13 protein-coding genes are annotated in these 22,028 nt (G+C 64.2%); 6 read left to right on the plus strand and 7 right to left on the minus strand.

Features of this window, described 5'->3' with window-relative positions; translation table 11 throughout:
• A partial coding sequence (locus tag ACQ4W4_RS18835) for a transposase (RefSeq protein ID WP_436543444.1) occupies positions 1-161 on the minus strand: 161 nt, incomplete at its 3' end.
• A 282-nt stretch (positions 162-443) separates the two neighbouring features.
• Here ACQ4W4_RS18835 and ACQ4W4_RS18840 point away from each other — a divergent pair.
• The 3 genes from ACQ4W4_RS18840 to ACQ4W4_RS18850 all read left to right on the plus strand — a co-directional run bounded on the left by ACQ4W4_RS18840 (position 444) and on the right by ACQ4W4_RS18850 (position 2,832).
• On the plus strand, positions 444-704 hold the full coding sequence (locus ACQ4W4_RS18840; RefSeq protein WP_436543269.1) for a hypothetical protein: 261 nt from the start codon (positions 444-446) through the stop codon (positions 702-704).
• Between the two features lie 579 nt (positions 705-1,283).
• The gene (locus tag ACQ4W4_RS18845) at positions 1,284-1,916 is read left to right on the plus strand and encodes an ArsR family transcriptional regulator (RefSeq protein ID WP_436543270.1); all 633 of its coding nucleotides are present in this window, start codon (positions 1,284-1,286) and stop codon (positions 1,914-1,916) included.
• A 76-nt stretch (positions 1,917-1,992) separates the two neighbouring features.
• Complete coding sequence (locus tag ACQ4W4_RS18850; protein WP_436543445.1) at positions 1,993-2,832, plus strand: HDOD domain-containing protein; 840 nt, start codon at positions 1,993-1,995, stop codon at positions 2,830-2,832.
• A gap of 72 nt (positions 2,833-2,904) precedes the next feature.
• On the opposite strand, the gene ACQ4W4_RS18855 is transcribed toward ACQ4W4_RS18850, so the two are convergent.
• The 3 genes from ACQ4W4_RS18855 to ACQ4W4_RS18865 form a co-directional block, all read right to left on the minus strand.
• Positions 2,905-4,722 (minus strand): DUF885 domain-containing protein, encoded by a 1,818-nt coding sequence (locus tag ACQ4W4_RS18855; protein WP_436543271.1) that lies wholly within the window; start codon positions 4,720-4,722, stop codon positions 2,905-2,907.
• Between the two features lie 261 nt (positions 4,723-4,983).
• Complete coding sequence (locus ACQ4W4_RS18860) at positions 4,984-6,081, minus strand: M48 family metallopeptidase (protein ID WP_436543272.1); 1,098 nt, start codon at positions 6,079-6,081, stop codon at positions 4,984-4,986.
• Complete coding sequence (locus tag ACQ4W4_RS18865; protein WP_436543273.1) at positions 6,078-7,244, minus strand: HPP family protein; 1,167 nt, start codon at positions 7,242-7,244, stop codon at positions 6,078-6,080. Before ACQ4W4_RS18865 ends, ACQ4W4_RS18860 begins: the two co-directional genes overlap by 4 nt.
• A 235-nt stretch (positions 7,245-7,479) precedes the next feature.
• On the opposite strand from ACQ4W4_RS18865, the gene ACQ4W4_RS18870 reads away from it, so the two are divergent.
• On the plus strand, positions 7,480-7,992 hold the full coding sequence (locus ACQ4W4_RS18870) for a thioredoxin family protein (RefSeq protein ID WP_436543274.1): 513 nt from the start codon (positions 7,480-7,482) through the stop codon (positions 7,990-7,992).
• Here ACQ4W4_RS18870 and ACQ4W4_RS18875 read toward each other — a convergent pair.
• Both ACQ4W4_RS18875 and ACQ4W4_RS18880 read right to left on the minus strand, forming a co-directional pair.
• Complete coding sequence (locus tag ACQ4W4_RS18875) at positions 7,955-9,862, minus strand: methyl-accepting chemotaxis protein (RefSeq protein WP_436543275.1); 1,908 nt, start codon at positions 9,860-9,862, stop codon at positions 7,955-7,957. The genes ACQ4W4_RS18870 and ACQ4W4_RS18875 overlap by 38 nt on opposite strands.
• 196 nt (positions 9,863-10,058) lie before the next feature.
• Positions 10,059-10,556, minus strand: a complete 498-nt coding sequence (locus tag ACQ4W4_RS18880) for an Lrp/AsnC family transcriptional regulator (protein WP_436543276.1) — start codon at positions 10,554-10,556, stop codon at positions 10,059-10,061.
• Positions 10,557-10,722: 166 nt separating this feature from the next.
• Here ACQ4W4_RS18880 and ACQ4W4_RS18885 point away from each other — a divergent pair, with 166 nt between their 5' ends.
• Both ACQ4W4_RS18885 and ACQ4W4_RS18890 read left to right on the plus strand, forming a co-directional pair.
• Positions 10,723-12,762: an aminotransferase class V-fold PLP-dependent enzyme gene (locus ACQ4W4_RS18885; RefSeq protein ID WP_436543277.1), complete on the plus strand. Its 2,040-nt coding sequence runs from the start codon at positions 10,723-10,725 to the stop codon at positions 12,760-12,762.
• Positions 12,763-13,141: 379 nt separating this feature from the next.
• Complete coding sequence (locus ACQ4W4_RS18890; RefSeq protein ID WP_436543278.1) at positions 13,142-21,796, plus strand: glycoside hydrolase family 94 protein; 8,655 nt, start codon at positions 13,142-13,144, stop codon at positions 21,794-21,796.
• On the opposite strand, the gene ACQ4W4_RS18895 is transcribed toward ACQ4W4_RS18890, so the two are convergent.
• Complete coding sequence (locus ACQ4W4_RS18895; protein ID WP_436543279.1) at positions 21,793-21,999, minus strand: hypothetical protein; 207 nt, start codon at positions 21,997-21,999, stop codon at positions 21,793-21,795. The genes ACQ4W4_RS18890 and ACQ4W4_RS18895 overlap by 4 nt on opposite strands.
• Positions 22,000-22,028 lie beyond the last annotated feature (29 nt).

Below are 22,028 nucleotides of genomic sequence, written 5' to 3' on the forward strand. Positions count from 1 at the left end.
CGTGGCGGAATGTCGCGCCAAGGGGCGCCTGTGCGCAAGCGCCATAGGATGCCATTGATCACGTGCCGATGCTCGACATACACGTGACCGTGATGGGGGTTGGATGGCAGATGGGGCGCAAGTTTGCGCCACTGCTTTTCAGTAAGGTCAGTTCGGCTCATCGCCCTATGACCATCCAACCTTAATCAAGTTCAGTCAGACAGACCCTAGCTGACAAGAACGGCACCTTCGGGTGCCGTTTTTTTATGTTCGTTATTGCGGCCTTCCGCACAGGCAAAGAGACGACCGCGTGGGAGCGGTAGCGCTTCAAGCCCCGCTGCTGGCCGATAAAGCCACCCTGGCCGGTGACGCCACCGAAGATCTGCTGGCTATCGAAACCCGGCAACACCACGGCGACGAAGCGTCATCTGCGCTGCTAGCTAATTTAAAACAGGCACCTTCGGGTGCCTTTTTTTATGCCCGCTGCTGCGGCCTTCCACCGCGCACGCAAAGAGAAACAAGCGTGGGAAGTGGAAGAGCGTCAAGCGCTGCTGCTGGCCGAGAAAGGCACCCTGGCCGGTGACGCCACCGAAGATCTGCTGGCCATCGACACCCGGCAACACCACGGCGACGAAGCGTCATCTGCGCTGCCAGCTGATTTAAAACAGGCACCTTTGGGCGCCGTTTTTTATGCCTGTCCACATTGCCATGCACAAAAAAGATAGCACGGCAGGCGGTAAATGATGGCAGCCCATTCCATTTCCCTATTCGATTGGCATGCATATCGCCACGGCAGCACATCATTTATATCGCGCACTGAGGAACACGATTTTCGGCTGTTGCTTATTCACACCCATTCATTTGTATTTCGCGGCATATGTAAATGGCATGCGTAAAATGGAAGAGAAAGGATGTATTAAAAGTCATGCTCTTATTGCTGGCCTAGATGGAGAACAAGACTTCTATGCAGGCATGCATCCTGGTTCGCTGATAGCTTATACGGCCGAGTTAATATTACGTCGGACATGTTTGAATTGATGGACTAAACGTGTAACGCGGTCGACGCCAGACTGGTGCAGGCGCGAGGCCGGATGTGTAGACGTCGCGCGGACGAATGTGAAGTGAGCGCTTACAAGGATGGCTGCTTGCGGGTGACGGCGCTTGGCTACTGCTGTTGCGTCATTCCGCTCGGTTGCGCATGGGGTCATCCTTCTGCCGATCGCGCATTCGCGCGTTGTTGTGGCGTCACATCCTGTTGCCTGCTACACGCCAGTTTCCAGTTCATTTATGCTAAGATTTGGCGCATGATTGCCCAAGCCCTGTTTACTCCCGCCCAGCAAAAACTGCTGGGTTTGCTCTTTGTCCGCGTGAATGAAGGCTTTCACTTGAACGAGATCATGCGCTTGACGGGGCTGGGCAGCGCATCGGCGCAGCGCGAACTGCGCCGGCTGCATGAGTCCGGCCTGATCATATCGGAGCGGATCGGCAATGTGCGGCGCTTCTGGCCTAACAAGGAAAGCCTTGTGTATCCGGAGTTGAGCGGACTGGTGCAAAAAACCTTCGGCATTGTCGGCGTGCTTAGCATGACTCTGGCGCCCTTGCGTGCCCAGCTGCACCTGGCGTTTGTGTCGGGCGCTGCGGCGAAAGGGCAGGATATGCCTGGCAGCGCCATCGATTTGCTGCTGGTGGGCGAAGAAGCCAATTATGGCGATCTGTTGACGGGATTGGCCCCGGCCGAGCGAACCTTAAGGCGTAAAATCAATCCCAACCTATATACGCTGGCCGATTATCGCCGGCGGCTGCGTGAAGGCCAGCCATTTCTGCTGCAGGTATTACAGCAGCCGAAGTTGTTTGTCATCGGCGATGAATCGCTATTGCATGCGCTGGCATTACCGGATTCTTCATTACAAGCGAATGACAAGCCATCTGTATTCTAAAGGCCGGGCCTGGCATTCAATTTCAGGTGCATGAAATTGTTGGCCAGAATAATATCTGAGGCGGATTGATCGTATGATGAATAAATTACAGGCTTTTGGTTTAATTGTTTCCCAGGCGGTGCGCGGTGAATTAACGTTTCCCACGAGTGTTAATTCAGCACTGCAATTGCAATTGGCCCTGGCTGAACCGGACTGTCATATCGACCACGCGATCAAGCTGGTACTGGCCGAACCCTTGCTGGCGGCGCGCACGGTCGCGCTGGCCAATTCAGCCGTGTACAGCCGCGGCGATGCGGCGCCCGTGACCAGCGTGCGCGCCGCCGTCATGCGCATGGGCTACCGCAATCTGTACGCGCTGGTGGCGGCCATGGTGGTGCGCCAGTTCGGTAGCAAGATCATCGACCCCGTGCTGCGCCAGAAGGCGACCCAGCTGTGGGAGCACACCGCCCACGTGGCGGCGCTGGCGCACGTGCTTGCCCGCCGCGTAACGCACGTCGATGCCGATACGGCGCTGTTCGCCGGCATCGTGCATGAGGTGGGCGGGTTTTACTTATTGTCGCGTGCCGATGAATTTCCCGGCCTGCTCGACGACGATGCCGATCACTGGATGGAGTCCGCCGAAGAAATCATTTCTCGCGAAGTCATGAAGAAGCTGCTGATCCCGCTGGCCGTGAGCGAAGCCATCGAAGGCTTGCGCGATGGCTTGCTGTCCATTCCGCCTGACTCCCTGCTCGACACCTTGTTGTTGGCCAAGCAACTGTCGCCCGTGCCGTCGCCCTTGCAGGTGACGTATGTGGAAATGCTCACCCCCTCCGATTCTGTCATCGATTTCATTATCGACAATGAGACCCTGCAAAGCATCCTGGCCGAGTCAAACGAGGAAGTGCGCTCGATGAGTGCCGCGCTGCTGGTATAGCTGAAATGCCAGCGGCGAAAAAAAACGGCAGCGCCATCGAGGTGCTGCCGTTGTGCCTTCAGGCGCCGCGTCTTACTTCTGTTGCGCGATCCACCGGTCGACCTTGGCTTCCAGCAGTTTCAAGGGCAGGGTGCCGTCGCTGAGCACGACTTCATGGAATTTCGGCAGGCTGAATTTGTCGCCCAGCGCCTGCTGCGCGCGCTGGCGCAGTTCCACGATCTTCAGCGAGCCGATTTTGTAGCCCAGCGCCTGGCCTGGCCAGGCCATATAGCGTTCCGTTTCGCTTTTCGCCACGGCGTCATAGCCGAGGGTGTCGCGCATGTACTTGATCGTCTGCTCGCGCGTCCAGCCCTTGGTGTGCAAGCCCGTGTCGACCACCAGGCGCACGGCGCGCAGCATCTCGTCGTTCAAGTGGCCGAAATACTGGGCCGGATCGTCGAACAGGCCCATTTCCTTGCCTAGGGTTTCCGCATACAGGGCCCAGCCTTCTGTGAAGGCATTATTGCCGCCGAAACGGCGGAAGTTCGGCAAGTCCATCTCTTGCACCAGCGCCAGGTGGAAATGGTGGCCAGGTTTACCTTCGTGCAGGAACAAGGTGGTCATGCCCGTGTCGCCATACAGTTTCGGATCGGTGACGACGGACCAGAATACGCCCGGGCGCGAACCGTCGGCGGCCGGCGCCGTGTAGTGGTCGGCGGCCGTGTCGCGGCTCAGTTCAGGTTCCAGGCGCAAGTCCAGCGGCGCTTTCGGCACCAGGGTGAACAGGGCGGGCAATTTGCTGTCGAGCCGAACGTTCAGCTTGCGGTAGACGTCGAGCACTTCCTGCTCCGTCTTGAACGGACGGTATTTTGCCTGTTCCGACACCCACACGGGCAAGCCGGCGGCCGGTCCGTTGTAGCCCATCTTCGGACCGACGATCGCGTATTGTTCCTGGATGCGCGCCACTTCGCGCAAGCCGATGGCGTGGATTTGCTCCGGTTTCAAATCCGTCGTGGTGCTGCTGGCCACGCGCGCCTGGTACCAGGCCGCGCCGTCGGGCAGGGCGCTCCAGCCGCTGCTCGTGCGGCCGGCCGGCAGATAATCGCGTTCCATGAAGGTGGCCAGGCGCTGCAGCGCGGGCATCAGCTTGGCTTCGATGATGACGGTGTAGGTTTGCGTCAGGCGCGCCTTGTCCACCGCGGAAAAGGTGGCCGGCAAGTTCTTGATGGGCGTGTAATAGACGCTGTCCTGCGGCGTGGCGCTGACGAGTTTCTTGAATTGCGGCAGGGCCGATTCCGTCAGCGCCTTCGGCAGCACGATGCCCTTTTGCATGCCGACTTTCATGTTGGCGATGGCCTGGTCTATCCAGCCCGGCAACTGCCCGATACGGCTCAGGTAAGCGTCATACTCCTTGACCGTGGTCAGCGGCTGCGATGCCTCGCCGCCCGCATAATTGGCCAGGGTGACGGGCATGCTGTCCATCTGGTTCAAAGGCAGCAGGTATTCGGGGAAGCGCTCGAAGCTCAGCGCCGTGGCCAGTTCATAGTCGAGGATATCGTAGTTGATCTGGTCCTGGTGCGACAGCTGCGCGCGGGCGATGCTGCGCAGGCTCTTCTGGTACTGGCGGTACAGGGCGAACTGTTTTGCGCGCGCGGCGGGCACGATGGCTGAACCGAGCTGGTCGTCAAAACGGTTGTCGCCGCTCTCGGTGGCGTTGATCGGCTCGAAACGGGCCAGCGCATCGTAGTACTGGTCGGCCAGCACTTGCAGCTGCTGCCTGGCTTTGGGCGCGCTGACGGCCAGGTCTGCGGCTTTGGCTGCGGGCTGGGCCGCCTGCGCCATGGGCGCGTAGGCGAGCAACAGGGAAATGGCCAGGGTGCCGAGGGTGCCGGCGGCAAAACGATGCTTCATGCGCAATGTCCTTTGTAAGGAAGGGAATGAACGGAGGCTTACAACGCCTAAAAAAAGCGTAGCGAGCGAAAGGAAGTTGTGGTCGAGAAGCGCAACTGTACGAAGGTACAGTGAGCATCGCAGACCGCAAATTACGACGCGCAGCAGGTTTTGATAGGCGTTCTTGGCGAGGTCGGGGTGGCCGGTCGCAAAGGAACAGCCGGGGCGTAAGCATACGCCATTGCCCAGTGCCTTTGGACAAATTGTGCGGGAGGAATGTTGCTATTTTTCCGTAGGCGGCAGGGCTGCTTTCATCGCCTGCCAGTGCTGGCTGGCCAATGGGACGCAGGCGGGGCAGGGCGTGGCGGCGATCAGGCTGCGGATCTGCTGGGCGCGCGCCGCCGTTTGCGGGTGCGAGGAAATCCAGCCCGGCACCTTGGCCTTGTCCTCGTCATCGAGCTTCTGGAAAAAGCGCAGCATGCCGTCGGGACGGATCTGCGCACGCTGCAAGGCGAGCAAACCGAGCCGGTCCGCTTCCTCCTCCATGTCGCGGCTGAAATACAGGGTGCCGGCCTGGTGCGCCAGCATGGCGGCCATGGCGCTGATGTCGCCGAGGGTCAAGCCCACCAGGGCGCCCCAGCCCAGGCTGCTGATCATCTGCCGCAGCGTATGGCGCTGTTCCACATGCTGCACTTCATGCGCGAGCACGCCGGCCAGCTCGCCCGGATCCCCCGCCTGGCGCAGCAAGCCCGTGTGCACGACGATAATGCCCCCCGGCATGGCAAACGCGTTGACCGTATCGTCTTGCTTGACCAGCCAGCGGTACTGGTAGCGCGACCCGGCCGTCAGCTTGCGGCCGATGTCCTGCACCGTTTGCTGCGCCACGCCGCTCTCGCGGATGCCGCCTTGCGCGCGCACTTGCGACAGGGCCAGCTCACCCAGCTGCTTTTCCGTCGACAGGGGGATGAATCCCGCCAGCGCGCCGACGGCATGGCCGCCTTGCCACCACAGCAGGGCGGCCGCGACGACGGCCGCGCCCGTCAAGCCGGCCAGCCAGCCCGATACCTGCCGCCGGTTGCGCTGGCGCTCTCCCCACAGGCGCTGCAGTTGCGGCTGCAGCGCGGCCGGCGCCTCCTTCAAGACGATGGCGACGGCTTCCGCCCCGAGCGTTTTCAGCGACGCTTGCCGTCCTTGCTCGTCGAGCCAGTTCAGGAACAATTCGGGGCCGTCGACGCCGCCCACGCTGACGACCAGCCGCGCCACGTCGATACCCTGGCCAAGCGCGTCGATGGCCAGCTGGCTGCCGAAAAAATGCGCGTTGACGACCGTGCCCGCCGGGCCGCCGTCTGGGCCGCTCAGCATTGCCTGGAATGGCGTCATGCGGCGGCCTCGGCAAAGCGGCTTTCGTACAGGGCCGCCATCAGATCGGACTGGCTGATGATGCCGGCCAGGCGTTCTTCCTCGTCGAGGATGGGAATATGGTGATAGCCGGCGTCGGCCATCAGGGGCACGAGGTCGATGATGGGCGTGCCCAGGCGGGCCGTGTGCGGCGACGGCGTCATCAGCTGTCCCACCGCTTCCGGCTTGTCGCCGTGGGACAGGCCGCTACGCTGCAGCAAGCCGCGCAGGCGCTGGCGCATGCCCTGATAATCGTCGAGCCCGCCATGGCGCAGGAAATCCGTCTGCGTGATGATGCCGATGACGCGACGCGCCCGGTTCAGCACGGGCAGGGCGCCCACCTGGTGCTCGCGCATCGTGCGCCACGCAACGTCGAGCGGCGTGCCGAATTCCACGCTGAGCACGTCTTTCGACATGATGTCGGCGCAGGTGACGACGCCGAAGCGGCGCTGGTAGGCGCGCATTTCCGTTTGCAGGAAGATCGCCTGTAAATCGTCGCGGCTGATGTCGAGCACCTCGCTGTGCTGGCGCAGCACGGCATCGAGGTCGTCCGGCGAAAAGCCCAGGCGGTTGCTGGGCACCTCATCCTTGGTGGCGTGCGGATGCGGCGCGACCAGTTGCTGGATGTGCGGGTAGCGGCGCCCCGTCAGGTTGTTGTACAGCACGGCGCAGGCGACCAGCACGGCCGAATTGAACAGCACGGTGATGAAGACGAATTCAAAGCCGGCCGCATGCACGCTGGCGCCGCCCACCACGGTGGTGAGCGCCACGGCGCCGCCCGGCGGATGCAGGCAGCGCAGGGTAAACATGGCGCCGATGGCCAGGCAGGCGGCCAGCGCCGCCACGCCCACGCTGGATCCGAACCATTTGACGCAGGCCATGCCGACCAGGCCGGAGACGACGTTGCCGCCCACCACGGACCACGGTTGCGCCAGCGGGCTGGCCGGCAGGCAGAACAGCAGCACGGCCGAGGCGCCCATGGGCGCGATCAGGTAGACGCTGGCGCTGTCGGGGGCCAGCAGGAAGTGACAGATCAGGCCCGTCAGCAGCAGGCCGCAGATGGCGCCCGCGCAGGCGCGCGCCTGTTCGCGGCGGCTGCCGTTGTTCGGTTGCGGCAGCCAGCGTGCCAGGAAAGAAGTCGTCATGGGGGAGGGCTCGTTCGGGCCGCGTTGCTCTGTGTGAGCCCGATATTATCCCATGCGTTGCATTTCGCTGCCTGTGGGCAGTAATCCTTGGTGGCGCTGATACGTGCTTATACGTTTTCCGCATAAGCACAGTGCAATTAAATGGTGGATATTTCCCACAAGCAGGCATATTCTAGACAGTCACGCCCGCTGGCAGCTGTTCAGCTGGCTTCACGATTTCTCTCAGGAGCCCCGCATGCGCGTTTCCCGTTTCGTTTCCCTTGTCTTTGCCAGCCTGCTGCTTGCCGGCACCGCTATTGCCGCCGCCCCGACGCCAAGCAATCCGGTCGCCACGCCGCATCTGCCGTACAACGCGGCGGCCGACGCCAAGGCCGACGTGGCCCGCGCGCTGGCCGAGGCCAAGGCGGCGCACGTACCTGTCTTGCTGATCTTTGGCGCCAACTGGTGCGAGGATTGCCGCGCACTCGACAAGGCCTTGAAGGAAGGCAAGAACGCCGAGCTGATGCAACAGCAGTTCAAGGTCGTCAAGGTCGACGTGGGTAACTTCGACCACAACCTCGATGTGGCGCAAGCCTACGGCAATCCGCTCAAGAAAGGCATCCCGGCCGCCGTGCTGGTCTCGAGTGACAACAATCAGGTGCTGTACGCCACCAAGGGCGGCGAACTGGCGAATGCCCGCCGCATGAGCGAGAGCGGCATTTATGATTTCTTCAAGCAGGCGGCAAGCGTGAAAGCGCCGGCGCTGTAATCTCTTCCAGCTTGAAGACGCTGACCACCTGCGCCAGCCGGCCCGCCTGATCCTGCAAGGACTGGGCCGCCGCCGCCGCTTCTTCCACCAGGGCCGCATTTTGCTGGGTGGCGTCATCCATCTGCGTGACCGTGGCATTGACTTGCGCGATGCCCTGGCTTTGCTCCTGGCTGGCCGAAGCGATCTCTCCCATCAGGTCGGCCACCCTCTGCACGGAGACGACGATGTCCTGCATGGTGGCGCCGGCCGAGTCGACCAGCTTGCTGCCCGCTTCGACCTTGCTGCCCGAGTCGACGATCAAGTCCTTGATTTCCCTGGCTGCAGCCGCCGAGCGTTGCGCCAGGTTGCGCACCTCGGTTGCCACCACGGCAAAGCCGCGGCCCTGTTCGCCCGCGCGCGCCGCCTCGACCGCCGCGTTCAGGGCGAGGATGTTGGTTTGAAAGGCAATGCCGTCGATCACGCCGATAATATCCGCGATCTTGCGCGAACTTTCCGTAATCGCACCCATCGTCTGTACCACCTGGTCGACCACTTCGCCACCCTTGACGGCGTGGCCCGAGGCCGATACCACCAGCTGGTTCGCCTGGCGCGCGTTGTCCGCATTCTGTTTCACGGTCGACGTCAGCTCTTCCATGGCCGCCGCCGTCTCTTCCAGGCTCGATGCCTGGGCTTCCGTACGCGCCGACAGGTCCAGGTTGCCCGACGCGATCTGGCTCGATGCGCTGGCAATGGCCCCGGTACTGTCGCGAACTTCGCGTATCGTCACGTTCAGCGACGCGACGAAGCGGTTGAAGGCGGCCGCCAGCGCGCCGACCTCGTCTTCCGATTCCACGGGCATGCGGCGGCTCAGGTCGCCATTCCCGCTGGCGATCTCGCTGAGCATGCCGGCGGCCCGCGCCACAGGCGCGGCGATGGCGCGGCTGATGACGTAAATGATGCACAGGGCGATGCCGCCACCGACCAGTCCGGCGATCAGGGCGGCGATCAGGGCTGAACGCGTGACATTGCCCAGCACTTCCGCTTCCGGCACTTCGGCCATCACATACAGATTGAGTTCCGGCACGAAAGAGGCGGCCACGAGCTGCTTGCCGGCGGGCGCCGCATAACTGGCATGCGCGTATTTGCTGGCTGTCAGCAGGGTCTTGCTCAGTGCTGCATTAAATCCCGGCAAGTCCTTCAATTGATGCTTGCCGTCGGCCAGGGCCGGATCGCGGTGGATCAGCAGGCTGCCGTCGGCGCGCACCAGATAGACATGGCCGGTCTGGCCGACCTTGTAGCTGCGGATGGTCTCGGCCATGGCGTCGACGCTCAAGCCCATGCCCGCAATGACTGCCTTGCCGCCCGCCGTCTGGCCCCGCGCATTCAGGAACAGCATGAAACCGCCCGAGGCCGGATCGCGGTCCAGATTGACCGTGTGTTGTTTGTTTTCGTCGAGCATGCTGAAGAACCAGTGATCGGCTGGTTGTTGCTTGTCCAGCGTGCGGATCAGGCCCGCATCGGTCATGTACCGGGACGCGGTTTGCGAACTCCAGCTGACGCCGGCCGCCTTGTTTTTGTCCTTGAGCATCCTGGCGTAGCGCTGGAAAGTGGGCAAGCCGCCGTCCGCCAGACCCGCGTCTTCCCAGTCTTGCAGGAAGACATCATTGGCCATCGTTTGCACCACCGACAGCGGTTGGCTGATCTGGCGCAACACGTCGTTGCGGATCTCGCCCACTTGCGCCGGCAACTCCTGGCCGACGACGCGCTCGCGCACATAGTCGCTGCTCATGCGCACGCTGAGGAACGAGGAAATGCCCATGAACAGCAGCAGGCACAAACCCATGCTGAACATCAGTTTTTTCTGGATGGAGAGGTGGCGAAGCAGATGCATGGACGACCCTGGGAATGGGCCCGCGCGACTGGCAGAAGTTGCCAAACAGGCACAGGCGAGTGCGCAGTATAGCGACGGATAGGGCCAATATAGAGAGGGATGGCGTATTTAATGGGGATGTGTTGCCATGTGGCAACGATGCCACGGCGCCAACATGCGCAGTTTTCATGCTCCCCCGTCCAGGGTGGAAAAACGTTCAGGCAGGCAAGCCGTGGGCGATCAATTCCAGCGGCAATTCCGTGCTGCACTTGATCTGTTCCATGGAAAAGGCGGACGACACGCCCGTCAGTTGCACGGCCTTGATGAGCTTTTTGTAGAAGGTGTCGTAGCCCTTGATATCGGTGGTGACGACTTTCAGCAGGTAGTCGATATCGCCGCTCATGCGGTGGAATTCCTGTACCTCGGGCAGGACGATGACGGCGGCGGCGAAGCGGCGCAGCCATTTTTCATCGTGCTGGCCCGTGCGCACGCTGACGAAGACGGTCACGGGTAAGCCCACTTTTTGCCGGTTGACGATGGCCACGCGGCTCTCGATATAACCGTCTTCCTCCAGGCGCTTGACCCGTTTCCAGCACGGGGTGCTCGACAGGCCGATCTTTTCGCTGAGGGCGGCGATCGACAAGGTGCCGTCCTGCTGCAGGGCGGCCAGGATGGCGCAGTCGAATTTGTCGAACGAGGCGTTTGGTAAATTCATTTTAGTATTCCGGTTTTTATGGCATGCACATGCTGCATAGTAGCGTAGTTGCAGTATCTTTTGGCATATCTTCACGGGGGCAGGCCGGTAGACTATCGATATGTCCCAGCCGCTTGCGCTGCGCCTTTTTAACTGCGCCTTTTTATAGAATATTCGGACTGCCATCATGAAAGAAATCTACCTCGACAGCAACGCCACCACTTGCGTGCTGCCCGCCGCCGTTGCCGCCGCCCGGCAAGCGATGGAGCAGGGCTATGGCAATCCCAGCAGCACCCATGCGACGGGTTTGCAGGCCAAGGCCATGATGGATGGCGTGCGCCAGCGCGCCAGCGGCTTGCTGGGCGTGGGCGACGGCCGCTTGATGTTCAACAGCGGCGCCACCGAGGGCATCCAGACGGCCGTGCTGTCGGCCCTGTGCGCGCTGCGCGAACGGCGCGACGCGGGCAAGCGCATCGGCAGCCTGCTGCTGTATGGCGCGACCGAGCACAAGGCCGTGCCGGAAAGCCTGGCGCATTGGAACCGTTTATTGGGCCTGAATCTGGAAGTGCGCAAGCTGCCCGTCGATGCGCAGGGGCGCCACGATCTGCAGGCGCTCGCTGCGCTGATCGGCGAGACGGCCATGCTGTGCACGATGGCGGCGAATAATGAAACCGGTGTCGTCAGCGACTTGTCCGCCATCGCCCAGCTGCTGCAGGAACGCGGCGCCGATGCTTACTGGATGGTCGATTGCGTGCAGGCGCTGGGCAAGCTGAAGCTGAACCTGGCCGCCACGCGCATCGACTACGCGCCGTTTTCCGGCCACAAGCTGTATGCGCCCAAGGGCATCGGCATGCTGTATGTGCGCGCCGGCGCGCCGTTTACGCCCTTGATGATGGGCGGCGGCCAGGAAGCGGGCCTGCGCTCGGGCACGGAAAACATGGCGGGCATCGCCGCGCTGGGCGCCGTGCTGGCCGCGCTCGACGATGGCAAGACCTTCCGCAGCCACGCCGACCTGGCCGCTTTCCGCGAGCAGCTGATGGCCAGCCTGGAGCGCGCTTTCCCCGGCATCGTGTTCAATATGCCGTTCGATTTGTCCTTGCCGACGACGCTCAATTTTTCCGTGCCGGGCCTGTCTTCGAAAGAGCTGCTGGACCTGTTCGACGCGGCGCGCGTGCGCGTCAGCTCGGGCAGTGCGTGTTCCGCCGCCAAGGCGCTGCCCAGCTATGTGCTCGAGGCGATGCACGTGCCGCAATGGCGCGCCAGTTCCGCCATCCGTCTGTCGTTCGGCCCCTTGATCGACGCGGCGACGGTAGCTTCCGCCTGCGCGCGCATCGAGCGCTGCGGCGAAGCGCTGCGCAGCAGCTGTTTGCTGCCGTCGGCGCTGGCGCCAGCGCAACAGGACGGCGCGCAGGACGGCATAATCCAGCTGAGCGTCGACGGCCAGTGCACCTGGCTGCTCAGCGACGCCGCCAGCGCCAGTTGCGTCGTCATCGACCCCGCCGCCGCGCTCGTGCCGCGTCTGGCCGCCTTCATCCGCTGCCAGCACCTGGCCTTGCGCGCCATCGTGCATACGGCGGCGCCCGCCGACCATGGCGCCGCGCGTCTGGCGCTGCTGCAGGAACTCGCTATCGAACAGGTGGACCGCATCGATATCGACGGCGAGCTGGCGCTGGGCCGGCAGCGGCTGCGCCGCATCGAGTGCGGCGAAACCCATGTGTACCTGCTGGAGCAGCGCTTCGCCTTCATCGGCGCCCTGGCGCCCGAGGCGCTGACCCCCTTGCTGGATGCGGCGCTGCTGACGCAGGACACCGTGCTGTGCGCGTCAAGCGACGATGGCAGCATCTGCGGCACCGTGCGCACGGTGCAGGACGGTAGCGTGCCGGCCGCCGCACTGCAGCTCGACGCGGCCGCCTTGCCCGCCTTCCTGCGCCAGCATCCCGACGCCATCCTCGTCGACGTGCGTGAAGCGTATGAACACGCGGCGTGCGCCGGCACGGTATTCGAGGGCTGCGCCGTGCGCAGTGTGCCGCTGAGCCGTCTGGCGGGACAGGTGGCCGCCTGGCTGCTGCAGCCGCAGCGCCCGCTCGTCTTTTTCTGCCGCAGCGGCAACCGCAGCGCACGCGCCGCCGCCTGCCTGCGCCGCCTCGGTCACGGCGCGGCATGGCAACTCAACGGCGGCATGGCGATGGCGGAGGCGACGCGCCATCCTCTGGCGATTGCGGCCTGATCTGCTTGAAATTTCTTCCATGAAATATTGCACCGTGCCATCATCGGCGCGGTGCGCGTCGCCCCTTTTCTCCCGTTCATTTCCTACCGGCATTTTTCAGCCATTCAACACGCTGATTTCTTCGCTGAAACGTCCCTAAAACACGGAGTATGTACGCTAGCGCACGGTGTTGCCTGCGCCGCCCTCCTACGATGAAGTTCAGAAAATCTCCCTGCACCCTGAGATTCATCGCAACGCTCCGGCGCTTCGCTTTCCGTCTTCGCCAGTGTCCGATCATGTTCTTCCAGACTGGGCCTGCGTGACGGTGGCCGCTGGCTGCCTGCGCGCACCTAGCGAGGCCAAGTTGAAAGAGTACACAGCAGTTGTCACGCAGCAGATCATGGAACAGGTTTCCAAAGTCAAAGAAATCTTCCGTGACCATTCCCTTGCACCGGACACCTTCGACGCCGCGCGCGACGATGCCTTGCCCCTGCGTTCGGAGTTATTCAGCGCCATGCAGATGGCCGCCCACGGCAAGCACGTGGCCGCCGGCCATGCGGTGGGCAAGCATCATGGCCGCGACCGTCTGTTGGCGCGCCTGGCCGACAATGCGGCCCTGATCACGGCCACCGTCAACGAGTTGACGGCCACGGTGAAAAGCGGGCGCCAGGTCACGCCCGCCTCGGAGTGGCTGCTCGATAATTTTTATCTGATCGAAGAGCAGATCCGCACCACGCGGCGCCACTTGCCGAAGAACTACAGCAAGGAGCTGCCACGGCTGAGTTCCGGCGTGGATGCGGGCTGCCCGCGCGTGTATAAAATCGCGCTGGAAATCATCTCGCACGGCGATGGCAGGGTCGACCTGGAAAACCTCTGCCACTTCGTCGAGGCTTACCAGGACGTGGCCACCTTGACCTTGGGCGAACTGTGGGCCGTGCCCATCATGCTGCGCCTGGCGTTGATCGAAAACCTGCGCCGCGTCGCCGCGCGCGTGGCCGACGACCGCATGCAGCGCGACCTGGCCAATACCTGGGCCGACCAGATGACGGAGATCGCCGAGCGCAATCCCAGCGGCTTGATCCTGCTCGTGGCCGACATGGCCCGTTCGAATCCGCCGATGACCAGCGCCTTCGTGGCCGAATTGTCGCGCCGCCTGCAGGGACAGAGTTCCTCGCTGGCCCTGGCGCTGTCGTGGCTGACGCACAAACTGGCCGAGTCGGGCCTCACCATCGAGCAGCAGATCCAGTCCGAAATCGGGCAGCAGGCGGCCGACCAGGTCTCGATCGCCAACAGCATCGGCAGCCTGCGTTTTCTCGGCACCATGGATTGGCAGGAGTTCGTCGAGACCATGAGCGTGGTCGAGCAAACCTTGCGCCTGGACCCGGCCGGTACATATGGCTTGATGGATTTTGCCACGCGCGACAGCTACCGCCACGCCATCGAACGCATCGCCAAGCGCAGCGCGCGCAGCGAAGTGGCAGTGGCCGAGATGGCGGTGCAGCTGGCGCATACGCACGGCAACGGCAATGACGCGCGCCGCGGCCACATCGGCTTTTACCTGGTCGGGCGCGGCGTGCTGGTGCTGGAAAAGCAGGCCGGTGCGAAGCTGCCCTTCATCGAGGCGCTGCAGCATACGGCGCGCGCCGCGCCGCTGGCCAGCTATCTGGGCGCCATTGCGTTCCTGACCCTGGCGACGAGCGCGCTGCTGCTCGAACGCGCCGTGCGCCATGGCGTGCAGGGCTGGCCCCTGGCGGCGCTGGGCGCGCTGGCGCTGCTGGGCAGCAGCCAGCTGGCCGTGGCCGTGGTGAACTGGCTGGCAACCCTGATGACGTCGCCGCACCCGCTGCCGCGCATGGATTACCAGGCAGGCATTCCGTCCGATGCGCGCGGCATCGTCGTGGTGCCGACTCTGATCTACAGCCCGGAAAACGTGGCGGCCCTGTGCGAGGCGCTGGAAGTGCGTTATCTGGCCAACCGCGACCCGAACCTGCGTTTCTGCCTGCTGACGGACTTTGTCGACGCGCAGGCGCAAACCCTGCCCGGCGACGACGCCTTGCTGCGCCAGGCGCAGGAAACCATCCGTGGCCTGAACGAGAAATACCGCGTCGAGGGCGCCGAGTTCAATGACAATGGCGAGCCGGCCGACCCGGAAGAGCTGGGCCATGCGGGGCCGTTCCTGCTGCTGCATCGTCCGCGCCTGTGGAATTCGCAGCAGAATGCGTGGATGGGGCAGGAGCGCAAGCGCGGCAAATTGTCCGACCTGCACGCGTTTTTGCGCGGCGGCGCGCGCGACAAATTCTCGCTGGTGGAAGGCGAGTTGCGCGGTCTGCGCACGATCAAATACGTGATCACGCTCGACACCGATACGCAGCTGCCGCGCGACGCGGCGCGCGAATTCATCGCCACCATGATGCACCCGCTGAACCGTCCCGTGCTGGACGCGGCCGGCACGCGCGTGGTGGCCGGCTACGGCATCCTGCAGCCGCGCGTGGCCGTGGCCCTGCCCAGCGCGAACGCGTCGCGCTACGAGCTGCTGTGCGGCGGCGAACCGGGCATCGACCCGTACACGCGCACCGTCTCCGACCTGTACCAGGACGTGTTTTATGAAGGCTCGTTCATCGGCAAGGGGATCTATGACCTCGACATGTTCGAGCGCGTGCTGGGCCAGCGCCTGCCAGACAATAAAATCCTCAGCCACGATTTGCTGGAAGGCTGTTATCTGCGTGCCGGCCTGCTCAGCGACTCGCAGCTGTACGAGGAATACCCGGCCCGCTACGACGCCGACGTCAGCCGCCGCCAGCGCTGGATCCGCGGCGACTGGCAGCTGATCGGCTGGCTGCTGGGCCGGGTGCCGGGCCGCGCCGGCAAGCGCGAACGCAATCCTTTGTCGATGCTGTCGCGCTGGAAGCTGTTCGACAACCTGCGCCGCAGCGTCGTGGCGCCGGCCACCACCCTGTCCCTGCTGCTGGTGTGGGGCTTCCTGCCGCACGTGGCCTTCTGGAGCGCGGCCGTGCTGGCCATCATCTTCCTGCCGCCCGTGTTTTCGGCCCTGTACGATCTGCTGCGCAAACCGCGCGACACCCTGTGGCGCCAGCATCTGGCCGCCTTCGAGCGGCGCTGCGGCGTGCAGTTTTCGCACGCCATGCTGACCCTTGTCTTCCTGCCGTATGAAGCGTGGATCAGCCTGGACGCCATCGCGCGCACGCTGTGGCGCCTGGGCGTGTCGCACAAGCATTTGCTCGACTGGCGCGCCTCGAACCTGCACAGCTCTTCCGGCAGTCAAGCCGACAGCTGGCGCGCCATGTGGTGCTCGCCCGCGCTGGCGCTGGCCACCTTCGGCGCCTTGCTGACCTGGCGCCCGGAAGCCTTGCCAGCGGCGGCCGTGGTGCTGCTGCTGTGGCTGGCCGCGCCCGCCATCGCCTGGTGGATCAGCCGCCCCATCGAGCGGGCCGTGGCGCGCCTGTCGGCCGAGCAGGGACGTTTCCTGCATGGCGTGGCGCGCAAGACCTGGGCGTATTTCGATACCTTTGTCGGGCCGGACGACCACTGGCTGCCGCCCGATAACATGCAGGAGCATCCGAACCTCGTGGTGGCGCACCGCACTTCGCCGACGAATATCGGCCTGGCGTTGCTGGCCAACCTGACGGCCTACGATTTCGGCTATCTCACCCTGGGCCAGTTGATCGAGCGCAGCCGCGCTACCTTGCACAGCATGGGCGAGCTGGAACGCTTCCAGGGCCATTTCTATAACTGGTACGACACGCAAACGCTCAAGGCGCTGCAGCCGATGTACATCTCGACGGTCGACAGCGGCAACCTGGCCGGCCATCTGCTGACCTTGCAGCCGGGACTGGTGGAACTGTACGACGCTCCCATCATCGGCGCGCAGGTGGTGCAGGGCATCCGCACGACGGCGCAGGTGCTGCAGGAATTCATCGCCGCCGAAGGCGAGGGCAAGGCCATGCGCGAGAGCATGAGCCTGCTGCAGGCGCCCGCCGCGCCTGCCACCTTGGCCGAATGGCATGCCTATCTCGCCGCCGCGAATGGCGCGGCCGATGCGCTGCTGTCGCTGACCTTGCAAGGCGAGGATGGCGAGCTGTCCATGTGGACGGGCGCGCTGGCGCGCCAGTGTCGCGCGGCGCTGGCCGAATTGCTGCAACTGGCGCCGTGGGCGGCACAGGCGGGTGTCGATCCTGCGTGGCTGCGCATGCCGACTCTGCGCGAACTGGCCAACCTGGAGGTGCCCGAAGACACGCCATCGGAGCTGGCGGCCATGCTGGCGCAAGGCCGCGAACAGGCGGGCCGCCACGTGCGCGACATCGCCCACGCGGCGGGCCAGGCGCGCGACTTCGCGCAGGTCGAATACGGCTTCCTGTACAACCCGTCGACCAAACTGCTGGCCATCGGCTACAACGTCAGCGAACGGCGCCTGGACCCCAGCTACTACGATTTATTGGCTTCCGAAGTGCGCCTGGCCAGCTTCATCGCCATCGCCCAAGGGCAGCTGCCGCAGGAGCACTGGTTCGCCCTGGGCCGCCAGTTGTGCATGGTGGCCGGCCAGCCCGTGCTGCTGTCGTGGAGCGGTTCGATGTTCGAGTACCTGATGCCGCTGCTGGTGATGCCGAACTACCCGAACACCCTGCTCGACCAGACCTACCACTCCGTCATCGAGGCGCAGATCGACTATGGCCGCCAGCGCGACGTACCGTGGGGGATTTCCGAGTCCGGCTACAACACGGTCGACGCCAGCCTGAATTACCAGTACCGCGCCTTTGGCGTGCCCGGCCTGGGCCTGAAGCGGGGCCTGGCCGACGACCTGGTGGTGGCGCCGTACGCCAGCATGATGGGCTTGATGGTGCAGCCGGAAGCGTCGTGCCAGAACCTGCAGCGCATGCAGGCGGCCGGCTACATGGGCCGCTACGGCTTTTTTGAAGCCATCGATTTCACCACGGCGCGCCTGCCGCGCGGGCAGGGCAGCGCCGTCATCCGCTCCTTCATGGTGCACCACCAGGGCATGGGCTTTCTGGCCCTCAGCTATCTGCTGCACGACCGACCGATGCAGCGCCGTTTCGAGTCTGATCCGCTGCTGCAATCGGCCTTGCTGGTGCTGCAGGAGCGCACGCCGCAGGCCGGCGCGTTTTACTCGAACACGGCCGAACTGGCGGTGCTGCGCAGCGGCGCGCCGGAGCAGGCCATGCCGATGCGCATCCTCACGCAAGCCAACAGCGCCGTGCCGGAAACGCAGCTGCTGTCGAACGGCCGCTACCACGTCATGGTGAGCAATGCGGGCGGCAGCTACAGCCGCTGGAAAGACCTGTCCGTGACGCGCTGGCGCGAAGACAGCACGCGCGACAACTGGGGCAATTTCTGCTACCTGCGCGACCTTGACGACGGTGAAGTCTGGTCCACCATGTACCAGCCGACGCTGGCCGAACCGAAGAAATACGAAGTGATTTTTTCGGAAGGGAGGGCCGAGTTCCGCCGCGCCGACCATGGCCTCGACCTGTACACCGAAATCGTCGTCTCGCCCGAGGACGACATCGAAATCCGCCGCACGCGCATCAGCAATAATTCGAACCGCCGGCGGCGCATCGAGATCACCAGCTTTGCCGAAGTGGTGATGGCGCCGGCGGCGGCCGATGCGGCCCACCCCGCGTTCAGCAAGCTGTTCGTGCAGACGGAAATCCTCGCGCATGAAAAGGCGATCTTATGCACGCGCCGGCCCCGCTCGAAAGAGGAGCAGATGCCGTGGCTGCTGCACGTGATGACCGTGCACGATATCGAACGCTGCGAAGTGTCCTTTGAGACGGACCGCGCGCGCTTCATCGGCCGCGGCAACACGGCGCAGCTGCCGCAGGCGCTGCAGGACGACGGGCCGCTCAGTGGTGGCCACGGTTCCGTGCTCGATCCCATCGTGGCCATCCGCTACGTCATCACGCTTGAACCCGACCAGGCCGTCACCGTCGACAGTGTTACCGGCATGGTGGAGCAGCGCGAGGCGGCGCTGCACCTGATCGACAAATACCAGGACCGCCATCTGGCCGATCGCGTCTTCGAACTGGCCTGGACGCACAGCCAGGTGGTGCTGCGCCAGTTGAACGCCAGCGAAGCGGACGCGCAGCTGTATGCGCGCCTGGCCAACGCCGTGATCTACCCGAATGCGGCCCTGCGCGCCGAAGCGAGCATCCTGATCAAGAACCAGCGCGGTCAGTCCGGCCTGTGGGCGTATGCGATTTCCGGCGACTTGCCCATCGTGCTGCTGCAGATACGCGACGCGGCCAATATCGAGCTGGCGCGCCAGATGGTGCAGGCGCACGCCTATTGGCGCCTGAAAGGATTGATAGTCGACCTGGTGATCTGGTACGAGGAGCAGTCGGGCTATCGCCAGCTGCTGCACGACCAGATCATGGGCTTGATCGCCTCGGGCATCGATGCGCAGGCGATCGACCGCCCGGGCGGCATCTTCGTGCGCCTGGCCGAGCAGATCGCCAACGAGGACCGCATCTTGCTGCAGTCGGTGGCGCGCGCCATCATCAGCGATTTGCGCGGCACCCTGGCCGAGCAGGTCAAGCGTCCGCCGAGCCCCGTGCTGCGCATGCCGCCGCTGCTGCAGGACCCGGCGCGCGACCATGGCGGCGTGCCGCACCGGGCGCCGCAGCGCGAGCTGATCCAGGAAAATGGCCTCGGCGGTTTCACCCCCGATGGGCGCGAATACGTGATCACCACGGGAGAAGGCAAGCAGACGCCGGCGCCGTGGTCGAACGTGCTGGCCAATGCGCAATTCGGCACGGTGGTGTCGGAGGCCGGCCAGGCGTACACGTGGAGCGAGAACGCGCATGAATTCCGCCTCACGCCATGGCAGAACGACCCCGTGTCCGACCTGTCGGGCGAAGCGTTTTATGTGCGCGACGAGCAGACCGGCCAGTTCTGGTCGCCCTCGTCCTTGCCCGCGCGCGGCAGCGGCGACTATGTGACGCGCCACGGTTTCGGCTACAGCGTGTTTGAGCACAGCGAGGGCGGCATCGCCACTGAGTTGTGCACCTATGTGGCGCTCGATGCTGCCGTCAAATACTCGGTCATCAAGGTGCGCAACGACAGCGGCGTGCCGCGCCGCCTGTCCGTCACGGGCTACGTGGAATGGGTGATGGCCGACCTGCGCGCCAAGTCCGGCATGCATGTGGCCACCGAAGTCGATACGATCAGCGGCGCGCTGTTTGCGCGCAATAATTACAACACGGAGTTTTCCGGCCGCGTGGGCTTTTTCAATACGGACGCCAGCATCCGTTCCATCACCTGCGACCGCAATGAATTCATCGGCCGCAACGGCAGCCTGGCGCAGCCGGCGGCGCTGCGCCGCGTGCGCCTGTCCGGCAAGGCGGGCACGGGGCTGGACCAGTGCGCCGCCATCCAGGTGCCGTTCGAACTGCAGCCGGGACAGGAGCGCGAAATCGTCTTCCTGCTCGGCGTGGGCGGGCGCCGCAATGCCGACGCCAGCACCATGGTGCAGCGCCATGCTGGCAAGGAAGCGGCCCGCATGGCGCTCGACGCCGTACGCGCGCACTGGGAAAGCACCCTGGGCGCCGTGCGCATCGAGACGCCCGACCCGTCGCTCGACGTGATCGCCAATGGCTGGCTGATGTACCAGACCATCGCCTGCCGCTTGTGGGCGCGCAGCGGCTATTACCAGTCCGGCGGCGCCTACGGTTTCCGCGACCAGCTGCAAGACGCGATGGCGATGATCCACACGGCGCCGCAATTGCTGCGCAAGCACTTGCTGCTGTGCGCGGCGCACCAGTTTGTCGAAGGCGATGTACAGCATTGGTGGCATCCGCCGTCGGACCGGGGCGTGCGCACGCATTGCTCCGACGATTATCTGTGGCTGCCGCTGGCTGCCTGCCGCTATGTGATCGCCACGGGCGACGTCAATGTGCTGTCGGAGGTGGCGCCCTTCATCGAGGGGCGGGCCGTCAAGCCGGAAGAGGATTCCTACTACGACTTGCCCGTACGTTCGGGCGAGTCGGCCGACCTGTACGAGCATTGCGTGCGTGCCATCCGCCATGGCTTGCGCATGGGCGTGCACGGCTTGCCGCTGATCGGTTCCTGCGACTGGAACGACGGCATGGACAAGGTGGGCGAACACGGCAAGGGCGAGAGCGTGTGGCTGGCCTTCTTCCTGTACGAAGTGCTGCAGCGTTTCGCCGAAGTGGCCATGCTGCGCGGCGACGCGGCCTTTGCCCAGTTCTGCCGTGACGAAGCCGTGAAACTGGCGGCCAACGTCGAGGAGCATGCATGGGATGGCGAGTGGTACCGTCGCGCATATTTCGACGACGGCACGCCATTGGGTTCGCACACCAACGAGGAATGCCAGATCGATTCGATTTCGCAAAGCTGGGGCGTGCTGTCGGGCGCCGCCAACAAGGAGCGGGTCGCCGGCGCCATGCGCCAGGTCGATGCGCGCCTCGTGCGCCGCGATTCCGGCGTGATCCAGCTGCTCGATCCGCCGTTCGACAAGGCCGACCTCAATCCCGGCTACATCCGCGGCTATGTGCCGGGCGTGCGCGAGAACGGCGGCCAGTACACGCATGCTGCCATCTGGACGGCGATGGCGTTTGCCCGCATGGGCGACGGCGAAAAGGCGTGGGAACTGCTGCGCATGATCAATCCCGTACGCCATGGCGTCGACGCGCAGGCGGTGGCGCGCTACAAGGTGGAACCGTACGTGGTGACGGCCGACGTGTATGCCGTGGCGCCGCACGTGGGGCGCGGCGGCTGGAGCTGGTACACGGGCTCGTCGGGCTGGCTGTACCGCCTGATCGTCGAATCCCTGCTCGGCCTGACGCGCGAAGCGAACGTGCTGCGCGTGGCGCCGACCATGCCGGCCGAATGGGACAGCTTCAAGCTGCATTACCGCTTCGGCGCCAGCAGCTATGCCATCACGGTGGAGCAGGCGCAGGGACGGCCGGCGGGGTTGTCGCTCGATGGCGTGGCACAGGGCGGCAATAGCATCGCTCTGCGCGACGAGGGCCGCGAGTATGCGGTGCTACTGCTGCTCTAGTTTTGCCACTTCTCGTATTCGGGACGGCGCCGGCCAGCCAGCAGGATCAAGCCGGCGCCAAATAGCAGCAGGTCGCGCGTGCGCACTTCGGGCGCGGATGGCGTCGCCGTCTGTTGGTGGTGCAAGGGGGCCGCCATGGCGGCGGCAGGCTGGATTGCGCAAGCGGCCAGGCACAGCGCCGCCACATTTCTATTCAACTGCATATATTCCTCAAGAAAGCGCGCTGACCGTT

The sequence above is a fragment of the Janthinobacterium glycogeni genome, assembly GCF_051380725.1.
Classification (GTDB): Bacteria; Pseudomonadota; Gammaproteobacteria; order Burkholderiales; family Burkholderiaceae_D; genus Janthinobacterium.

Coding starts and splice junctions, on each gene's coding strand:
- ACQ4W4_RS18890 (WP_436543278.1), top strand. CDS start 13,142: ATGGAACAGGTTTCCAAAGTCAAAGAAATCTTCCGTGACCATTCCCTT.
- ACQ4W4_RS18855 (WP_436543271.1), bottom strand. CDS start 4,722: ATGAAGCATCGTTTTGCCGCCGGCACCCTCGGCACCCTGGCCATTTCC.
- ACQ4W4_RS18860 (WP_436543272.1), bottom strand. CDS start 6,081: ATGACGCCATTCCAGGCAATGCTGAGCGGCCCAGACGGCGGCCCGGCG.
- ACQ4W4_RS18845 (WP_436543270.1), top strand. CDS start 1,284: ATGATTGCCCAAGCCCTGTTTACTCCCGCCCAGCAAAAACTGCTGGGT.
- ACQ4W4_RS18885 (WP_436543277.1), top strand. CDS start 10,723: ATGAAAGAAATCTACCTCGACAGCAACGCCACCACTTGCGTGCTGCCC.
- ACQ4W4_RS18895 (WP_436543279.1), bottom strand. CDS start 21,999: ATGCAGTTGAATAGAAATGTGGCGGCGCTGTGCCTGGCCGCTTGCGCA.
- ACQ4W4_RS18865 (WP_436543273.1), bottom strand. CDS start 7,244: ATGACGACTTCTTTCCTGGCACGCTGGCTGCCGCAACCGAACAACGGC.
- ACQ4W4_RS18875 (WP_436543275.1), bottom strand. CDS start 9,862: ATGCATCTGCTTCGCCACCTCTCCATCCAGAAAAAACTGATGTTCAGC.
- ACQ4W4_RS18850 (WP_436543445.1), top strand. CDS start 1,993: ATGAATAAATTACAGGCTTTTGGTTTAATTGTTTCCCAGGCGGTGCGC.
- ACQ4W4_RS18880 (WP_436543276.1), bottom strand. CDS start 10,556: ATGAATTTACCAAACGCCTCGTTCGACAAATTCGACTGCGCCATCCTG.
- ACQ4W4_RS18870 (WP_436543274.1), top strand. CDS start 7,480: ATGCGCGTTTCCCGTTTCGTTTCCCTTGTCTTTGCCAGCCTGCTGCTT.